The sequence below is a fragment of the Psychrobacter sp. UBA2769 genome (assembly GCF_002352555.1).
Taxonomy (GTDB): Bacteria; Pseudomonadota; Gammaproteobacteria; order Pseudomonadales; family Moraxellaceae; genus Psychrobacter; species Psychrobacter maritimus.
The window spans coordinates 184,941-204,684 of record NZ_DEIR01000014.1 but is presented as its reverse complement, the minus strand read 5'-3'; the positions used below and the strand labels follow the sequence as shown (position 1 = coordinate 204,684).

Annotated in this window: 16 protein-coding genes, 1 other RNA gene and 1 other annotated feature; of the genes, 4 read left to right on the top strand and 13 right to left on the bottom strand. The window is 41.9% G+C overall.

The window, feature by feature from the left end; all coding sequences use genetic code 11:
* Nucleotides 1-98: 98 nt before the first annotated feature.
* The 8 genes from tssG to B3Q63_RS06395 all read right to left on the bottom strand — a co-directional run bounded on the left by tssG (nucleotide 99) and on the right by B3Q63_RS06395 (nucleotide 7,453).
* On the bottom strand, nucleotides 99-1,124 hold the full coding sequence (tssG, locus tag B3Q63_RS06430) for a type VI secretion system baseplate subunit TssG (RefSeq protein WP_296175032.1): 1,026 nt from the start codon (nucleotides 1,122-1,124) through the stop codon (nucleotides 99-101).
* A complete protein-coding gene (tssF, locus tag B3Q63_RS06425) occupies nucleotides 1,088-2,911 on the bottom strand; it encodes a type VI secretion system baseplate subunit TssF (protein ID WP_296175030.1) in 1,824 nt (607 codons plus the stop codon). Before tssF ends, tssG begins: the two co-directional genes overlap by 37 nt.
* A 77-nt stretch (nucleotides 2,912-2,988) precedes the next feature.
* Complete coding sequence (gene tssE, locus B3Q63_RS06420) at nucleotides 2,989-3,480, bottom strand: type VI secretion system baseplate subunit TssE (RefSeq protein ID WP_201628005.1); 492 nt, start codon at nucleotides 3,478-3,480, stop codon at nucleotides 2,989-2,991.
* A gap of 103 nt (nucleotides 3,481-3,583) precedes the next feature.
* Nucleotides 3,584-4,087, bottom strand: coding sequence for an Hcp family type VI secretion system effector (locus B3Q63_RS06415; RefSeq protein ID WP_025651832.1), 504 nt, complete (start codon nucleotides 4,085-4,087; stop codon nucleotides 3,584-3,586).
* Between the two features lie 53 nt (nucleotides 4,088-4,140).
* Nucleotides 4,141-5,622 carry a type VI secretion system contractile sheath large subunit gene (gene tssC / locus B3Q63_RS06410; protein WP_296175024.1) on the bottom strand — a complete coding sequence of 494 codons (1,482 nt, stop codon included), beginning with the start codon at nucleotides 5,620-5,622 and terminating at the stop codon, nucleotides 4,141-4,143.
* Nucleotides 5,623-5,625: 3 nt separating this feature from the next.
* Nucleotides 5,626-6,135: a type VI secretion system contractile sheath small subunit gene (gene tssB / locus B3Q63_RS06405; protein ID WP_200662664.1), complete on the bottom strand. Its 510-nt coding sequence runs from the start codon at nucleotides 6,133-6,135 to the stop codon at nucleotides 5,626-5,628.
* Between the two features lie 59 nt (nucleotides 6,136-6,194).
* On the bottom strand, nucleotides 6,195-6,923 hold the full coding sequence (locus B3Q63_RS06400) for a hypothetical protein (protein ID WP_296175020.1): 729 nt from the start codon (nucleotides 6,921-6,923) through the stop codon (nucleotides 6,195-6,197).
* A gap of 59 nt (nucleotides 6,924-6,982) precedes the next feature.
* On the bottom strand, nucleotides 6,983-7,453 hold the full coding sequence (locus B3Q63_RS06395) for a hypothetical protein (protein ID WP_296175019.1): 471 nt from the start codon (nucleotides 7,451-7,453) through the stop codon (nucleotides 6,983-6,985).
* Nucleotides 7,454-7,677: 224 nt separating this feature from the next.
* On the opposite strand from B3Q63_RS06395, the gene B3Q63_RS06390 reads away from it, so the two are divergent.
* From B3Q63_RS06390 to B3Q63_RS06375, 4 genes are read left to right on the top strand one after another with little or no spacing between them, the layout of a single operon-like run.
* Nucleotides 7,678-10,680: a contractile injection system protein, VgrG/Pvc8 family gene (locus tag B3Q63_RS06390; RefSeq protein ID WP_296175017.1), complete on the top strand. Its 3,003-nt coding sequence runs from the start codon at nucleotides 7,678-7,680 to the stop codon at nucleotides 10,678-10,680.
* A complete protein-coding gene (locus B3Q63_RS06385) occupies nucleotides 10,664-11,224 on the top strand; it encodes a hypothetical protein (RefSeq protein WP_296175015.1) in 561 nt (186 codons plus the stop codon). Before B3Q63_RS06390 ends, B3Q63_RS06385 begins: the two co-directional genes overlap by 17 nt.
* Nucleotides 11,225-11,244: 20 nt before the next feature.
* Nucleotides 11,245-13,608, top strand: coding sequence for a hypothetical protein (locus B3Q63_RS06380; protein ID WP_296175013.1), 2,364 nt, complete (start codon nucleotides 11,245-11,247; stop codon nucleotides 13,606-13,608).
* A complete protein-coding gene (locus tag B3Q63_RS06375; RefSeq protein ID WP_296175009.1) occupies nucleotides 13,589-14,248 on the top strand; it encodes a hypothetical protein in 660 nt (219 codons plus the stop codon). The genes B3Q63_RS06380 and B3Q63_RS06375 overlap by 20 nt, the downstream gene beginning before the upstream one ends.
* Nucleotides 14,249-14,322: 74 nt before the next feature.
* On the opposite strand, the gene B3Q63_RS06370 is transcribed toward B3Q63_RS06375, so the two are convergent.
* From B3Q63_RS06370 to prmB, 5 genes are all read right to left on the bottom strand, one after another.
* A protein-coding gene (locus tag B3Q63_RS06370; RefSeq protein WP_414706320.1) for an IS3 family transposase occupies nucleotides 14,323-15,521 on the bottom strand; the annotation gives its coding sequence in 2 pieces (ribosomal slippage) (nucleotides 14,323-15,266 and nucleotides 15,266-15,521; 1,200 coding nt in all).
* Nucleotides 15,151-15,267, bottom strand: a sequence feature (AL1L pseudoknot). It overlaps the preceding gene by 117 nt.
* A 330-nt stretch (nucleotides 15,522-15,851) precedes the next feature.
* Nucleotides 15,852-16,210: a transfer-messenger RNA gene (ssrA, locus tag B3Q63_RS06365) on the bottom strand.
* 85 nt (nucleotides 16,211-16,295) lie between these two features.
* The gene (locus B3Q63_RS06360; protein ID WP_296175004.1) at nucleotides 16,296-16,967 is read right to left on the bottom strand and encodes an alpha/beta hydrolase; all 672 of its coding nucleotides are present in this window, start codon (nucleotides 16,965-16,967) and stop codon (nucleotides 16,296-16,298) included.
* A gap of 189 nt (nucleotides 16,968-17,156) precedes the next feature.
* Nucleotides 17,157-18,260 (bottom strand): chorismate synthase, encoded by a 1,104-nt coding sequence (aroC, locus tag B3Q63_RS06355; RefSeq protein WP_296175002.1) that lies wholly within the window; start codon nucleotides 18,258-18,260, stop codon nucleotides 17,157-17,159.
* A 72-nt stretch (nucleotides 18,261-18,332) separates the two neighbouring features.
* Nucleotides 18,333-19,505: a 50S ribosomal protein L3 N(5)-glutamine methyltransferase gene (gene prmB / locus B3Q63_RS06350; RefSeq protein WP_201564796.1), complete on the bottom strand. Its 1,173-nt coding sequence runs from the start codon at nucleotides 19,503-19,505 to the stop codon at nucleotides 18,333-18,335.
* Between the last annotated feature and the right edge of the window lie 239 nt (nucleotides 19,506-19,744).

Below are 19,744 nucleotides of genomic sequence, written 5' to 3'. Positions count from 1 at the left end.
ACTAATTTATGGCTCTTCACAATAGGTAAAACCTACCTATATAAAACTTAGGATTGCTGATAAATAGACAAGCAACCTATCCATTGGTCATAAAATATTTACTGAATAGGCAACGCATAACGAGTGTCATCATGATGCTTCGTCGCAGGCTGCGACACCAAAAACCCGCCCTGACCCAAACCACCAAAACTATTTTCAGATAATGACAAAGGGGTGATATATTGCTTATCTAACTCTAATTGCATCTCAACTGCCAAGCTGACCCCACACCATTTGCGAATAAAATCAATAATGATGTGATACATGTCACCCGCTGGTAACAGCCTTAAATAACGCTTGGCATCTAACTGGTGAAATACGATTCTAATTTTGCTATCAAACTGTACGACACGCGCGCCGCAAAATGCAGAGAGCCCCAGTGCGGCGTGCTGCCCACCAAGTACTGTTTGCTCACTTGCGGGCAGATCAAACCATTCAGGCACGAACTGCTCGACACTAACGGTACTATCCAAAAAATGCGACAACACATGCGATAATTGATCGGCAGTCAGACGCCCTGGTGCAATCATGCCAGCATAGGCAATCAAGCTATCGATTGCTGTGAGTTTCTTCGGCTGCCGCGCAAGCGCCCGCAAGCTCAGTAGATAACTGTCCTTTTTATTATTTATCTCATACTGTAATGGCAAGTTATAAAACCAACTCGCCTGCACATATAAGTCAGTTAAACGATGATTAAACAAATCTAAAAATGCCGGTGCTGCTTTATCTTTTGCATGATTGACTCGCGATGCCAGATGATCGGTATACATCGCTGGCAAGGCCGCCAATGGACCTGTGAGTCCGATAACTGCTGGATAGACCTCTATCTGCCTACTCTTTACTTGATCCGCCTTTACTGAACTAGCACTGCCTTCCATATTTTCTTGAGCAATGAGCGCCATCGACTCAATTTCAGCTTGCGGATACGCCAGTGACAACGAGGCACGGTAGCGCACTTCAATAGGCGTATGCCCCATACTGACTTCGCGCTCAATCAAACGCAGCGCTTGCAATAGCTCATAGGTTTGCGGCGCAGCTATTAGATCGGTTAAATAAGAGGACTGAGACCACTGCGTGGGTGACATCTATATATCTCCTCTTTGGTAACAGCGTCGCTTATGGACACTTCAACAAAGCTATTTAAACTGGCGTGATAACCAAAAACATGCGCCAGTAAATGGGCAAACTGGCGGATACTGACCCCAGCAAAATTCTTTTGGTTAATTTGAATATCAATCACCGTACCGCGTACAAACCCCGGTTGCGGCAAACGCTGAATACGTCGAGCTTTAATGCTGGTTGCAACAGAGACAATACCTTCAACCAAGAGTTTATTAGAAGCGGATTGGGTAATATCATATAGCGACAGATACTCTTTCATCAGCTCCGCATCTTGAGCAGCCAATGATAAAAAGTTTAGACTAATCAGCGATATCAAGCGCCAACGCTCTTCGCCTGTATATTCAAACCGTGCCGTTCTGGTCGGCTGCTTTAATAACGACAAACTGCTAAAACCTGTCATCCCTTCGCTAAACAAATCGCCGCGGCTTTGACCAAACACTACTTGGGCTGGCAAGTCTCTATTGGTACACAATAAAGAAGCACTCATGCTCACCGCGCCGGATAAATCTTCACGGTTTTTTTCCACAAACATAATCTGATATTCAAAACCTTGCTTGAACTCAGCCATATCCTTATCACGTTTGATATGGTAATAACGACCGTCATCTTGCTGCTCATAATGATTGAGCGCATAAAATGGATGGTATTCACGCTGTATTAAACGATTGTCACTCTGTTTGGATTCTATAACTTTATTAACTTCATAGATTTCATGCTGAAACAATGCACGGGTATCGGGCACCAAATCATAATAGATAGAACGATGAGTGACTTGAATGGGTTTGGCGGCTGCCTTGAATAAGTTGACGACTGGTGTGCAAAACAGCTTGATGCTACTGGCACTCAGTTGCTGTAGATTTTTTAGCCGGATGGTGTTTTTTTTATCAAATTTAAAATAACAGCGTATCTCAAAGCCATTGCCATCGATTTTTAAATCAGGGCAAATTTTTCCAAGATTTAGACGTAAAAAATTGAACTTTTCAGGAAAATAAAAGTATTCCTTTAATAAGGCAGAGGCCACATTACTCACCCGATGGCTTGGAAGAATTTTCTGCTCAGGGTCAAAGCCTATTATCTCGAACGGACTACCCGATACCTTGTTGACTTGCTTGCCTTGTAGATGGGTTTGTCTCACATCACACCACAACAAGTCCCAAAGGCTTGTACCTTGACTCGCATCTTCATCTACATATAAATCTAGCGCATGATTTAATAACGCTTGATAATCGAAGCTCGGATTAAGACCTTTAAATTTAATACTAATACAACCATTAAGCAGTCCATGCTGATTGTCGTACACTTCTTGGTGAGTCTCAAAACTGACGTTATCTATCTGCAGCGGCAGTAAAGTCACATCTTGAGTTGACTGGAACTGACACGGCGTCCCGTTTATTTTTTGTGTGGCAAATGGGCTTTGTTTAGGAACTAAAACTGCCTCACTCATCGCATTGCCCTGTACGCCTAAATTAAACTGCGCAATAGAGACCGATGGAAAAGGTTTGAGGTAATCAGGATAAACCACTTCTAATAAGGATTCGGTAAAGTCAGCGTATGAATCGTCCAGCTTTTTATTGATGCGTGCGCTAATCAACGAAAAAGACTGAATAAGGCGCTCAATATGTGGATCATCTACCGTATCGTGCCCCATCAATAGCCGATTGGCTATCTTGGGATATTTCTTGGCAAATTCTTTTGACTGTTTATTAAACAGGCTAAGCTCATGCTCAAAGTAAGGAAGTAAACTGTCCATGATGCCTCAGTATATTGATCGCTGCCAACGACATAGATTGAGCGGTGAGAGTATTTATTGCATTAAATAAATACTGATTATTTTATTAAGTAACGCTGAGAGCTTGGCTCAAAGAACGCATCAAAACTGACCAGCTCTTGTGCTGGATAAACTTTTAGTAAAGCTTCAATAGAAAAACACAGCTGATTGACATCGACCGCGCCAATATCTAATGAGACTCGAACGTTTTTTAATCGAGTATCTTGCTGCTCAACCGTTTGAGCAATTTGACGACAGATATAATCACAATCAACAGGATTGGCACTGCTTAATCCAACGAAGTCCAATATGCCAAAGTTTAATATCGATGAGCGCACGTGTTGATAGGCTTGCAGCTTACTTGACACCACACAACGGGTATTTAATAAAGATTCCAAATCTTGGGCGACGGACGATTTCAATTCATCAATATTAAGCCTGCGAACCACGAGCTCATGCGCTAAATGCCGAGGCTGATCATCGAACAGTTGTTCGAACAAGTTTGGGCGAAAACCCACTTCTTTATTAGAGGCCTTAGCAGCGTAATTCATTGATATCAGCGTCCCTAATTGAATAAATAAAAAAGAAAGGCCTAAATATAAACCTTTCTTTTCGGCAAGATATATAAATGGATAACACCTAACACTATCTCGCTTAAGCGGTATAAGTAGCAGTGTTATTGGCTAGCGACCACTTCTTAGTCACTGCGCCTTTAGCAGTACCATCGATATCCTGCTGAGTGTACGTCCACTCAACCGCCGCATACTTAATACCGACTTTTTCGATTGGCACACCTTCTGAACGTACCGTAGGCTCAACACTTGCAATAAGTGCATGCTTCAGTTTCACTTCAAGATATTTAACTCGTTTATCACCGTTGGCACGATAAAAATCAATTTGAATCTCATCGAAAGTATAGCCAGCAGAACACGCTTCCCATAGCTTAGGACTGGTCGAGTCCAAATCTTTCATAAATGTCATATCAGCATGTTCACAACGCTCAGAAGTATGACCACCAACGCTACTGGCTGTCGCTGATTTTGGCTGACGAATCAAATGATCCCAAGTATTTACTTCAAGCCAACCTTTATGCTCGCTATCACGAGACTCGCCATCAATTTTATATTTGCCACGGAACTGAATATAAATATCTTTCATATCACACACCTTGTTTGAGAAGTTTAATGTTAACGTTGGATTTTAATAAACGATCAGCTGTTGCTAGACTGCGGCAGTTGAGTAACCAGTCGCAAAGAAACAGACAATTCGTCAAGTTGAAAGTGTGGTCTCAAAAAGACCACTGACTTGTAGACACCAGGCTTACCCGGTACTTCTACAACTTGTACAGAAGCTTCGCGCAGCGGATACTGAGCTTTTGCTTCTTGAGAGGCACCGTCATCTAACAAGACGTAACGTGAAATCCAGTCATTTAAAAACGACTCAACATTACCAGGCGCTAAAAAACTACCAACCTTGTCACGCATCATGGCTTTTAAGTAATGAGCAATGCGTGAGACCGCCATGATGTACTGCAATTGAGTGGATAGCACCGCATTGGCATTGGCATCATCATTCTGATAAGTCTTGGCTTTTTGTACAGACTGCGCACCGAAAAAGGCAGCATAGTTGGTGTTTTTGCAATGCACTAACGGTATAAATCCTAAATCACTTAACTCTTTTTCACGGCGATCGGTAATGGATATCTCCGTTGGGCATTTGAGCGCCAAATCACCTTCATCGGTTTTAAAAGTATGCACAGGCAAGCCTTCAACCAACCCACCTCCTTCAACACCGCGGATGGCGGCGCACCAACGATAATCAGAGAAAGCTGATGTCAAACGTGACGCGAAAGCATAGGCCGCATTGACCCATAAATAATCACTGTGGTCTGTACCAGAAACTTCTTCAACAAAATTAAAACCTTCGACCACTGTGCCATCTTTAGGGTTATAAGGTAGACGGCCTAAGAATCTAGGAACAGTAAGCGCTACATAGCGTGCATCTTCAGACTGCCTAAAAGCACGCCAGCGTATATATTCCGCCGTTTCAAATATCTTTGATAAATCACGAGGGCGCCCAATATCTGTAAATGACTCAAGTCCAAACATCTCAGCTGAAGCAGCTGATACAAACGGCGCATGCGCAGCAGCTGCCACATGAGACAGTTGTTCAAGCAAATACATGTCAGCATTTTGGCGCGTAAACTCAAAATCACCGACAATGGCGGCATACGGTTCGCCACCAAAGCTACCAAACTCTTCTTCATATATCTTTTTAAACAGCGTGCTTTGATCAAAATCGATTGAAGACTGGAAATCTTTGGTTAGCTCACGCTTAGTGGTATTGAGCATGCGTATTTTTAGCATGGATTCAGAAGGTGTCTGACTGCATAAATAATGCAGACCGCGCCAACTAGACTCTAGCTTTTGGAATTCAGGCGCGTGCATGACCGTGGTCAATTGCTTCGATATCAGCGCATCAATTTGGGCAATACGGGCATCAATCGATGCTGCCAAATTATCCGATAAAGTTACTGTACCTTGCATGACTTCATTAGCAAGCTCTGCAATTTGTGACTTGGCACGGTTTTTTTCCTCATCGGATTTAGCAATGTTGCTCTTACTTACGATATCTTCAAGCAAATCAAAGCTTTCTTCTATAATATCTGAACCATACTGGGCTTGAGCGCTCATACCTTATTCCCCATCGCTTAGATTTTGTTCGGCCATTTTTCTGACTTGCTCAGTATTTTTAAGTACCTCGTCCAATAAATCCTCCAACTTTTCGTTGGCTGAGATTTTATTGCGCAAATCAGCCAGTCGATCACGTGCTTGTACCAACTGCTTCAATGGCTCAATTTGCGCGGCTACTGCTTCTGGGCGAAAGTCATCAATGCGATTGAATGCCAAATCAACGGCAAACTCGCCGCCTTTATCACTCAAGTCATTACTAACCCGAAACGTCGCACGCGGTGCTAAACCTGACATCACCTCATCAAAAGTATCTAAGTCCACTTCGACAAACTTTTTATCCTTTAAGCGTGGTTGTTCAAGTACAGAGTCACCAGAGAATTCCCCTAGTACTCCCACCACAAAAGGAATTTCTTTCGTCTCTATCGAGTCGCCCACTTCAACGTCATAAGTAAGATGCACTCGGGGCGCACGTACTTTTGCAAGCTTCTTTTGTACACTGTCTTGATTGGCCATATAAGTCACCTAAGCAATTGCTATTCTGGTTTTATCACACTGGATAAAACGCACCTGTTTTAACGTAAGATCTTGAATGGATCAGCGGTACTTGATTTGCCGCTATTAGATGGCAAGCTTTTAATCGGTTGTTTAGCGGGTAGCACTTTTGGCGCAACTCGTGGCTTCTGTACTACTGTCTTTTTCTTGGCAGTTGTTTTTACTTTTTTCGGTATAGGCGCACGGTGGCGTGAATTTGATGTGCTTTTCATTTGACGCGCTTTCGGTCTTACGATGGGCGCGGGAGGTTTTGGTAAAGACTCATCATAATTAAAGTCGTATATTGAGCCGTATATCTTGCTAAGGGCATTCTGATACTCTTTTATGAAGTCTTCATCTACATCAGTCGATAAGTAATGCCCCTTGAGCTGATTTTGAGCCACCATAGCACTACTGTTGAGCAGGACTTTTTTCAAAGTCGGCGTGCTATAGCCTTTTTCAACAGCTTCACTGGCGGCATAGACAGCATTAGCATGATAACCATTGCTATAGTAAATCTGAGCCAACAGCTCCCATGCTAGGGAATCGGCAGGATTGACAGTAACTCTTTGATTCAATTCTGCAATCAGCTGATGTAGCTCCACAGATGTTTCGTCTGCATTTTTGAGTGCAGCATATCGATTGGTAATACTAGATTCCGGCTCTCTTTCTTGGATTGAAAGCTCACTATGGGCGACACTCATCCCTGAACACATAATAATAAAACCAGCTATAGCCGATTTAGTCACTTTACTGACATTACCTATCATAAGATTACTCACCGCAGACCCAATTCTTTTGATTCATTGACATACCCTAATACCCAAATCTATTCATCTGACGTATTCAGTAACGTCGTCAAATTTTCCAAAGTTGTTTTCAACTCGCTTTTATTACTACTACTTAGCGTCACATCATCTTGATAACTATCAATATTAGTCTCAGTGATTTTGACAGCAGACAACATCGCGAGCTGACGAGCTTCTAGCGACTGCGCGTCAAACTCTAAAGCTTTTGTAGCCGCTCGCAATGAGCGCGCATATTTTTGTGCTTGATAATTACTTTGTGCAATTAGTATCCATTGGGCAGCCGTTATTTGACTCTCATCATCTACTGCGATGACTTCTGGTAAATAAGACAATGATGGCGACTGAAGTTTTTTAGCGATCAGCGGCGGCGATGAAATAGGTTGTGGTGTTTTTTTGGCACCGGCACTACAACCCGTTATTAACACCCCAGTGCTCAACACAATAGATAATAAACTTATAGTAGAAAGCTTAGTAGCATAAATATTATTCATAAGCGAAATGCCATCAATAAGAACGCAAAAATAAGAAAAAACCAGCAATAAAACTGATAAATTATAACTAAAGTTCATCTTCATCATAATTATATTTGAATCGATTATACAGATACTTGACAATATTTCAATAAACTCTATAATTTTCTTAGCAAATAATTTAGCAGTGCTTACCTTTAAGTGACCGGCTGCGTAATATTTTCGCAGTTATCGGAATATCACCTATGCTCTCCAAGACTAATAACATTCATGAAGTATCCATAAGTAAAGACTTAGAGGATAATATCGCTCTTAGTTTAACTGCCTTCTCTTGGTCAAGTGCCATTAATGAGACATTACCCAATCAGTTACTGGCTTATAGTTACACTTTTTTAAGTTCGAACGAATGTTTGTCTTTATTAAATACATCTGTTTGCTTATCCAGTGCTTTAGCCGATTTGGGTGTAACCTACCGTACAGGTCTTATTCAAGCGGTTGATTGCCAACATTCTGATGGTGGCGTGCACTTTTATACGTTAGACATTGTTACACCTGATTGGCAATTGACCCAATCTATACATAGCCGCACATTCACACAGCAGTCTACGCTTAGCATTATCACTAGCATTCTTACGCATTATGATTTTGATTGGCAGGTTTCTGATGCGCTGTTGGCATCAGAGCGCTTCAACGCTTCGCTTCCGATGCGCACTCAATCTAACTTGAGTGACTGGGACTTTATAAAAGGCGTATTAACGGATATTGGAGCTTTTGCCCTATGGCAGCCGGGTGATTCGGTAGACAATCTCGGTACTTGGTATTTGGCCAGTCGTTTAGATGAGCTTGAGCAGTCAGTGATGCACTATCGTTATGCTCAGTCTTCTATTCAGTCAGGACAAGATACGATTAATACGCTACAAATGAGTGTCAAACAGCTGGGTAGCGCTACTGTTCAGGTAAAAGCTGATGGATTGGCAACAGATATTATCTATGAGGGTCAGGCAGCTGATGAATCACCGTTAGCATTAGATGACAGCACTATATTATTTGGCTCCCCCTCTCGTATTAATAGCGATGAAGCAGCAGCACAGCTTGCGGCTCAATGGGTTGCTGCTAATAAGTGTCAGCGCGAAACCTACCGAGCTATGGGGGCCATGCGAGGAATTCATACAGGTTCTTCTGTGAGTATTAGTGACTTGCCTGCGATAGGCGGTCTCTCTGTCCATTGTTTAGACGCTCACGTGATGGGTATTGAGCCGGACAGTGATAGCGTCTCTTATAACAATCGCTCTTTTATTCAAGATTGGCTACGTAAGGTTACCCAGCATCGCTTTATCAGTATTCCTGAGCATGGTTATGAGCTTTTATTTGAAACCGGCATATGGGCATCCGCAACCCTTTTACGTGCGGCTATCCCTTACACCCCTTATCCCAGCAGCTTATCGTTAGTAAGCAATACCTACAGAGGTCTTACCCAAGCACGGACTGGTGACACTACCACGCCAAGCTATGAATCACACGTCACTGACAACGGTTTACAGCAAACTATCACCACCCCTGTCTGGTCAGGTATCAGCCCTGATGATGACGGTACTACCCCACCGCTACGTTCATTACAACTGTCATCGGGTGCGTCACATGGCTGGCAGTTTTCTCCAAGACTTGGACAATCGGTGCTCCTTAATTATTGGTATGGTGATATAGACAGCCCTGTTATTACCCGCTCTATTTATGACGGTATTGGTATGGGCGATGTGGATGACAAAGATATCACTTGTTTGGATGCAGGGCGGTCTAATCGCCATAATTTAAAAAATGGTGCTTCACCTAGATGGCATGGCGGCGCTCTTGGTCATTCACAAATTCAAGAGGATGATAATCATAGTGGTTGGATATCCGGTATTGCGCAATACGGACTTGACACAGATTCTCAAGTAGCATTTAGCTTTGATGATACGCCAAGCAAAGTCGGTCTGCAGTGGACGGTAAATACTGGGGGGCGCGCCAATATTGAGATGCCAACCATCACAGATCAAGCTATCTTCGCTCCTGATGAGCATGTATTAGAATTAGGCGTACTACGTCATCGCTTTAGTAATCATCAATCAACAGACAGTGGACAAGGGATTAATCTAGCAACCGACCATGGTTTGCAAATCACCGGTGATACCGGTGTACTGCTATCCACCTTTGATATCAGACATAGTCAAAGCGAGCACGAATCGGCTTGGGTCAATGATGCAGGACAACGTCAGTTAAGAATGGGCATTGAGCTGAGTGAAACCTTTAAAGAGGCCAAGCAGGCGCACTTGCAATCCACGGCAGCAATTAGTGATGCCAACCAAACGATAGAAGCCTTTAAAACCAGTGCACAAATCATCGATGAGACGCTAAATACGGAAGTGCTTGGCGCAGCTGATGTACTACTGGTCAGTCGTGACAGTATCCTCGCCTCAAGCAGCAATACATTGTGGACAGCAAAAATAATCGTTAGGCAATCAGGTAGCACCCAATCGGATGTGGTGGCAGGTAATTATACGCTGATGGCAAATACGATTGGCTCCCTCTCTGGGGCTGGTGGTCTAGTCGATCTATCAGGGTTACATATCAGCGCCAATACCAAACCTGTAGCCATACAGGCACAAAGCGGTGAGTTGCAATTGCACAGTCAGCAGTCGATGACGATTGGCAGTGCGTCAGGACAGGTGAATCTGTCAAGTCCTAAGCGGATTAAGCTGCAAACGTCAGGTGGAGCTTCAATCACAATCGATGACGGTGGAATTAAGCTTGTGTGTCCGGGGACGATTAAGGTTCTGGCGGTGAAGAAAGCGTTGGTGGGGGGTGGTCAGGTTAATGCACCAGTGATTGCTTTACCAACTTCAGGACTCTTTAGCCGCCGCTTCGATTTTAGCCAATTGTTAGAAGAGGGTATATTAACAGTAGGTAGAGAGTACAAAATTATTAACCATACTAAAGGTACTGAGTTTAACAATGTATTACCAGAGGATGGTAGGACACCTAGAATATATGGAACTGAACAAGATCAAATTGAAGTCATTATCATTGGTCATGAGGATGCTGAAGAGCTACTGATGATAGAAAATGAAATTGACAACAGTAACCATGATCATGAAGATGAAGAATGCTGTGCTCCTGAGGAGACTGATGATAATGAAATTGATGAATCTGACTCAGAAGCTGACATGAATGACAATTTAGAGGATGACTACCATGAATTTGGTAACTAATAATTTACGTAAAACTGTACTTTTATCTTTAACATTAGCTGTTAGCTCTATCAGCTGTGTGAGCGCCAAGCCTTTGTCCGAAGTGCCCAAAGTTTCGACAACGCCTGTGACAGTACAAGTGAAACAAGAAAACTTAAGAACAAATCAAAATGTAAAACTAGAGTTTAATACGATTCATGATTCTGAGGAGAAGTGTGATCAGAAAAACTTTGGCTTTACTTGGCAAAATATTGAAGATGATCTGAACTATTACGGAATGGGAATGAATAGGGTTCGCTGGCTAATGAGTCCTTATTACTGTACTCAAGTAAAAACATCAGGCTTTGATAATGTAATAATCTATGAGTTGTATGATAAAAACAGTCCATTGCATGTTTTTTATATATATGAAACAAAGAAAAAAAAGCGCGTTTTAGTAACAGTAACACGCACTAATCCTCTTCAACATATCTCAGAAGGTAAACGTAAGTATCTTGGAGACCTAGATAGTTTTCCGAAAGGAAAATTTATTCTTAATCAGTATGTGGACAAACAAAGTTATTAAAATTAATAAGCGGGGAAAAAATGAGCTTTGTAAAGCCAGTCAATCAAATTACTTATCCATCTGATCGTCAAGGTTTTTTCTATGCATTGTCTAGTAGAGAAACTAGTTCTGATTTAAATCAGCCTGATAACAGTCCAATCAATATTAAACGTCAAGAAGTTCATAACCAGCCACCTAAAAGGGGATATATAGGATATTTTCAAGTTGGCGAATCAGCTCTTTATGATGCAGGTTTCTTTACTGTGCCATATGCCTTTAGCACTAATAAAAACAGTCCATTTCAAAAAGCAATTACCAATAATGATTGGGTCGGAAGTTGGACTGGTAAAGATGGAGTAAATTCTAAAGCTGATTATCTTAGAGGAAGACGACATCAGTTAACTGCTATTAATATACTTGTCAATAAAAACTGCGGTTATATAAGAAATGAGAATATAAATGAGTTTTACGGCAAGACAATGAATGGTGTTGAACTAACAGAATCTGGCTGTATTGCTGCCTCTCACTTAGTTGGTTATGGTTCATTAAGAGACTACGCTCTATCAAGTGGGAAAACAAACAAGAAAGATGGTAATGGCACTAGTGTGAAAGATTATATGGATTTGCTTAACTACTACGATATGGAATCTTGCTGCAACCGCAAAATATATATCACAGTTAAAGACAATAATAGCCCTGTATCAGGCATTGCAGTACAAGTTGAATCTGAGTATAAAGCTGGCAAACATTATTCAAAAGTAGGTAAAATTAAGAACACCTACACTACTAATAAAGATGGCAAAATCCCTGTTATCGTTCGTCATCCAGATGCTGTAATCAAAATTACTGTCAATGGCAAATCACAAACCATAGTTCAAAAGGCTGATCAAAGACAGAGTTATACCATAGATATAACAGGCAGCATCAAAACAACTGGCGTGCTTAATAAGCCTAGCGCCCCTACGCCTCGTCCAGTTCCAGACAAATCACCTCAAGACCAACGTAATGAACAAAACAAACAACAGCAAGCACAGCAGACCTCGTCGTCCGAAGCGTTGAAGGAGGTCACCTTTAATCTTACAATCGTCGAAGCCGATACCAAAAAGCCCATTACTAATTTGCGCTACTACCTTACCTATAAGGGCCAGTCAAAAGAGCATCATACTGACAATCAAGGTATAGAATCTAATATCACAGCCGAAGTGGGTCAAGATATAGAAGTGTCTGTAGCTGGTGAAGGAAGACTGCAAGCAGTAGCCCATTTTAAAGTAAGTGTCAGTCATCAAGGAAAGACAATACGAGCTTTATTGCCAGTACAAGCCTTCAATATGGAAATAAAAGATCATAATAAATTGCCAGTAAAAAACACTAAGTTCATGATTTTTTATAGAGGCAGAGAAATCGTTAAACAGACTAATAGTCAAGGCTTGATCAGTGTGAAGATGCTAGTTGGTTTTGTTTATAAGTTTGGGCTAGCTAATGGCAATCCATTAGTGTCCCTTCGTTGTCTAAAAGGAGTGACTCATCGGACTATCAATATTAATGAAACCGCTAAAAATAAAGCAACAGGAGTAAGTAATACTAAGCCATCACCATCACCTAATAACAAGACTAGCTCATCTTCAAAACCAGCTAGCAATCCGCCACCGACTAAGCCTACTGTGGCAAAACCTAAAACTACAACAGAAGAAAGTCATACTGAAAATAACGGGCGTCCAGTTACCAGTGTACTAACGGATAAAGCCGCAAGCGACACCACACGTTACCATATTTATTATAATGGTAATATTAAAAGGCAGAACGCGAACGCTACTGGCTATGCTGAATTTATTTATTATGATGAAAATGGGGGTAAGCATAATTTGGGTAAGTCGAAGTATATATCTGTCTCTAGACTTAAAGCAGGTAATGTAGAAATCGATGGTGATGTATACCTTGTTAATCAGCAAAAGCATGCTTTTTACAAGAAAGATAATATTGGATATAAATGGACAATAGAAAGTGACAGTAAACGTTATTACCCTAATGGAATAACTTTAGCGGCTACACTAGGTACAATGATGAGCTATGGATATGAAGAATATATTGGTACAGGCTGGAGTAACGTAAAAGGTCAATCCGTGGCTCCAAGTAAAACTCATAGGAATGGAGAGGCAGGTGACTTCAGATATCTCGGTAAAAATGGAGCTCATAGACGTGGCGCTGTTCATACAACTTATTCCTCATTTGATATGCAAGCAAATACTAAACTAGTGAAGCTTTTTAAAAAATTCAAGTTTAAAGCTTTTTACACAGGTACTAAGCCCAGTGGTGGAGTAGCTAAAATACCAGATACTTCTTGGGCTCCAAATCATCATCATCATTTACATGTAGGAGGTCATAGCTATGAAGTTGAGGACATTTAGTAAATTTACTATCTATATTATAGGATGTGTTTCAATAATCTCTTGTAGCCCACAAAATGATGCTGCTATTGAAAAAGATAGCTTTGATGAGAATGTTGACCTAATAAATGTCATTGAAAAAAATACTACTAACAATAAAATAGTTGCTGACTCAACACATACTATTGAAACAAAAAATATTAATGACAGTACTCTTACTGATCTAAATGATTCAAGTCACTTCAGCAAAGACAGTTACAACGATATTTATATCGGCGATAAATTCAATGAGACTTTATTAAAGCGAGATACAGAAGTTATTGATAACTGCTTTAACGCAGTCAGCAATATAGAAAAAAAGAAGGCCAATTATCAAATAGAAAATGGATTAGTAGCAATAATATATACTAATGAATTAGGAGTTGAATCTTATAGTGGAGTCAAAATAGGAAGTAGCTTAGAAGATGTATATAGCAAACATGCAAATGAGACACCTGAAGTAATAGACAATCCATACGGTGAATCAGGTAGAAATATAGTATTAATCTACTGGTATTCTCCTGAGAAGAATAGTGGTATTCGCTATGATGTTGATGATGACATTGTTACAGGTATGAGTATAGGAAACACCTCTTTATTGTATATGGAAGGATGTCTGTAATAATTTTTATTTCAATTTAGGATTAATTAAGAAGATGAACCGCCCCGACTATATCGGAGGCTAATTTACTTGAGTCAGGCAGCGATGCCTGACAGGATTAAACTATCATAATAGCGTCTTTCAAACTCAAAAGGTGACACATATCCAATCGTGCTATGCAGTCGTGTTTTGTTAAACCAATCTACCCACTCAAGAGTTGCCAGTTCAACATCTTTCACCCCAGTCCAGTTCTGTTTTAAATAATGAATCACCTCAGACTTATAAAGCCCGTTGACCGTTTCAGCTAATGCATTATCGTATGAATCGCCTGTCGTACCGACAGAAGCTATAACACCGCATGTAGCCATTTTATCAGTATAGCGAATGGATAAATACTGAACCCCTCGATCACTGTGATGAATCACATCTTTGGGATAGTTTCTATCTGCTATTGCTTGATCTAACGCCGCCATCACCATATCGGTATTCATGCGATTTGATACTTTCCAGCCAACGATAGCGCGAGCAAACACATCAATAATAAAAGCGGTATACACCCAGCCACTCGTTGTCTTAATATAAGTAAAGTCTGCAACCCATAGGTGGTTAGGACGATGAGCATTAAAGTTACGATTGACCAAGTCATCAGCGCGTTTTTGGTCATCACGGCTGCAAGTTGTTATTTTACCTTTTCTACGCCAGACGCCTTGTAAACCATGCTGTCTCATTAAACGCTCTATCGTACAGCGAGCAACCTTTACGCCATCAGCTTTCATCTGCTGCCATACTTTACGAGCACCGTAACGACACTTGCTGTCCTGCCAAATACGTTTAATCTCACTGATATAATAATCGTCATGCTGACTGCGTAGTGAGCGCTTTTCAGGGTAGCACTCTAGGTCTTTAGCACGGTAATAAGTTGATGGGGCAATCGGTAATACTCTACAGATCAGCTCGACCCTATACTCAGCTTTGTTATCATCAATAAACTCAACCATTACTTGGGTGGACGGTCGAGCTCCGCCCGGGCGAAAAAAGCCGCTGCCTTACGAATGATTTCATTGGCTTGCTTGAGCTCTTTAATACGTTGATCTTGGCTTTGAGCTTGTACCGACGCAGGAACGGTTTGATCGTTGTATTTTTTATGCCATGATCGTAGGGTTTCAGGCGTACAGCCAATCTTAGGAGCAATGGCTTGAATAGCTGACCATGTGGATGGATAATAGCCTGACGCTTCAATAAGCATGCGAACGGCGCGTTCTTTAATCTCAGGAGTGTAGGCTTGTCTTTTCATTGTCGTATTCTCTCAGAATGTTGAGTCTCCGACAATCCCGGGGCGGTTCAGTCTGAGCATTTAAGTATTTGGGAAGATGAACTAAAAAAAGCCAGATTAGCTTATGCATCTCGACATATAGATGCAGATCTTCTTGAAACGTGTGGCAATATTGATTATCCCGAAAGCCATTAATTTCTTATAAACCATCCTAAATTAGCTGACTATTATAAACTACTCTAGAGCATAGCTATTGTGTAAAATAGAGACTGGCAATTTATAACTTTTAGACATTCTATCAAAATCAAACAAAAAAATCCGACCACATTAAGTGATCGGATTTTTAATATTTGGTGGAGATGGCGGGAGTTGAACCCGCGTCCGCCAGCATTACGCTCATGAATCTACATGTTTAGTTTCTGTCTTTAGTTTTAATCCGCACCGATCCGACAGTCAGGATGGATTGGACGATTCTCTACTTTTGAACCCAAGCGATTGAGACAATCACTTGTGGCGAGCCTACATGCGGACGCTTCAACTTAGTTGACCAACTGTAGGTGATCAGCAACCAAGTAAGCAGGGTTTAAGCTGCTAGAGCGTAAGTTTCGTCGTTTGCGACTATAACAATATATGTTTGATTAACGAGAGGACATACACTCTCGACATGCATCATTGAGTTTCATCACCAGCGTCGAAGCCAGAACATCCCCAATAAGACTGACTATTATATAGGACTTAGCCATAGACTTTCAACCTATAAGCAGTCCGTATTACATTAAGTTACAGCTTAAGGTGCTAAGCCAAAACTTTATTCATCCATTTACCGATATTTTGGATTTGCGGCATGCAAACTTGATGCGCCATCGGATAGTTATGATAAACGACACTGTAGCCTTTCGCTGATAACAACTCCTGTGCCTGCTCACCTAAAACCACAGGAACAACAGGGTCGTGCGTACCATGCTCTATCAATATCGGCATGTCTTTATTAGCCTCACTATAGTCAATATTGTCATTGGTCGCAAGATACGTAGACAGTGCCATCAATCCTGCTAAGCGCTGTGGATAGCCGAGCGCCACATGATACGCCACTGCCCCACCCTGCGAAAATCCAGCAATGACAATATGTTCAGGTTTAACACCGCGCTCGATTTCACGAGCAATCAAGTCATGGATTTGCTGTGAGGACTCTTCAATCTGCGCGATATCGACTTTACGCTCAAGGCTCATCTCTAAGATGTCATACCATGCGGGCATGACCATACCGCCATTGACCGTCACTGGGCGATTGGGGGCATGCGGAAAGATAAAACGTACCGCCATGTCATCCATTAAGCCAAGCTGCGGCACTACTGGCTCAAAGTCATGACCGCTAGCGCCCAAGCCATGCAGCCAAATCACTGCTCTATCTATCTTTTTTTGTGAGGGATTATGTTCGACAATAACGGCATCTAAATAGTTACTCATGTTTTAAGTTCCTTTAACTGATAAATAAAATCAGATTTATTTGTTTGATTAAGCAAGACATACAATGTTTAAATTAGAATGTATAACCTGAATCATTACAGTTTTAAGCATGCATAAAAAAACCCTCTAACGTATCTAATAGAACAGCAGTAGATGCGACAAAGGGCAAATAAATGTATGGCAGAAAATCTAAATAATCGATTGGACTGGTTGCTTAATATCCGCATTTTGACCACGATGACGCAGATAATGATCAAGCAAGACAATCGCTAACATCGCTTCTGCAATGGGCGTCGCTCGCACACCTACGCAAGGGTCATGACGACCTTTAGTCAGCATCTCAATCGCTTCCCCATCTGTATTGATACTCTTGCCAGCCGTGGTAATACTAGAGGTTGGCTTCAGGGCAATACTGACACGGATATCTTGTCCTGATGAGATACCACCCAAGATGCCGCCTGCATGATTGGCGGTAAAACCATCGGGTGTCATCTCATCACGAGAACTATGCCCAAACTGTCCAGCCACTGCCATGCCGTCACCAACTTCAACGCCTTTTACCGCATTGATACTCATCATTGCATGGGCAATATCCGCATCTAAACGATCAAAGACAGGCTCACCCAATCCAACTGGTACGCCGCTTGCGATAATCTCTAACCGCGCACCGCAGCTTGTGCCTTCACGGCGTAAGCTGTCTATCAAGACTTCAAAGCGGCTGACTGCGTCTTTATCCGCACAAAAGAACGGATTGCTATTAACAAAATCCCAGTCGATTTGACTTGGGTCTAGCACTTGACTGTATTCCGAGCCAATTTGGGTAACATGCCCGCGCACTTGCACGCCTAAGCGCTGATGCAAGTATTTCTTAGCGATAGCACCTGCCGCCACACGCATAGCCGTTTCACGCGCAGATGAACGCCCGCCGCCGCGATAATCGCGAAAGCCGTATTTCATACTATAAGTATAGTCGGCATGACCGGGGCGAAAAGTGTCTTTTATTTCACTATAATCTTTTGATTTTTGATTGGTGTTACGAATCAAAAGCCCAATCGATGTGCCCGTCGTTTTACCTTCAAAGACGCCAGAGATAATCTCAACTTCGTCAGATTCACGGCGCTGGGTCGAGTATTTAGACGTCCCAGGTTTACGGCGATCCAAATCTACCTGCAAATCTGCTTCACATAATTCCAAACCTGGTGGTACGCCATCGACGATAGCCATCAGGCCTGCACCATGCGACTCACCGCACGTCGTTACCGTAAAAACCTGTCCAATACTATTGCCAGCCATATTTATCCTTAAACAAATGAAGTCGATTTTTAATTGCTGATTTTTAATTCTAGTGTCAATATCAAACTTGATTTATTGATTGCTATCCAATAATTGTACATAAGCGGCAAATAACTGGCGATGGGTCATGAGCTCATCATAAGTAATGGCAAAGATACCATGACCGCCGTGAGCAAACCTTAACCAATCAAACTGAATCTCAGGATAAGCCTGTTTTAATGCCCACTCACTATCGCCCACTTCACAGACCAGCAACCCTTCAGGGCTTAAATAATCTGGCGCTTCAAACAAGATACGATGTACTAAGTCTAGGCCGTCTTGACCGGCTGCGAGCGCATGTTCCGGCTCATATAAAAACTCAGGGGGCAAATCTGCCATAATAGCGGCATCGACATACGGAGGATTGGTGACAATCAGCTCATATTGATGTTCAGCAGGAATCTTAGCAAATAAGTCCGATTCAATCACATTGACTTGATGACCTAGGTCATGATGATCGACGTTGACCATCGCGACTTCCAGCGCCCCTTTATCGATATCAACGGCATCAACCAGTGCATCGACAAAACGTGTGGCAAGTGCAATAGCGATACAGCCAGAACCGGTGCATAAATCTAAAATACGCTCGGGCTGTGATAGCTGTTTAATCTCTAGGCCATGATCATAAAAAGCTGGCGCTTGATTATTGACACTAACGCCTATCGGTTTTGCAAGCTCGCTCACTTCAAAGTATGGATGGAACTGCTGACGAATCAGCTCAGCGATTGGCGAGCGTGGAATTAGAACGCGCTCATCGACATAAAAAGGCAAGTCACAGAAATACGATAAATTAATCAAATAGCTTAATGGCTTACGCTCAGCGATGCGCTCTTCTAATAAGCTCAGTACCTGCTGCTTCTCTGATGTGGTCAGGCGGCAATCCAAAATCTGATCATTGGCAGCCCAATCTAAAGATAAAGAATGCAACACAATAGCAGAGGCTTCAGCGAACTCGTCTGTCGTTCCTTGAGCGACCACCACATCATAATTGCGTAGCTGGGTGACAGCAAAACGAATAAAGTCACGGATACTGACCAGCTGCTCACGCGCCTCTTCAAGCTCTGCATGCAGGTTGGCAAACTCATCGTGCTCACCGAGCAGACCGGTCTCTAAATCATACTCCGGCTCATTATCCAAGCCTTGCGACTCATCATCAAAGTACTGATTTTGAAACTCTTCTGCGCTCATGGTTTGGTCTTCTGACATATCGCACCTTACTGATTTACATGCTTACTAACTACATGCGTATGGGTTAAATCGCTTTCAATTAGCAGCTGATTTATTAAATAAAAACTCGTCACCCATTATAGACGCAAACGTCATGATGCGCCAATAACTGTGTATTGTACTGACTGGGTTTTTTACGGCAAGGCAAAACTGCCTATCTACTTGCTTACCGACGAATATAGTTAAATTTAGCAAGTTTATGTATTTGGGCAAATGAG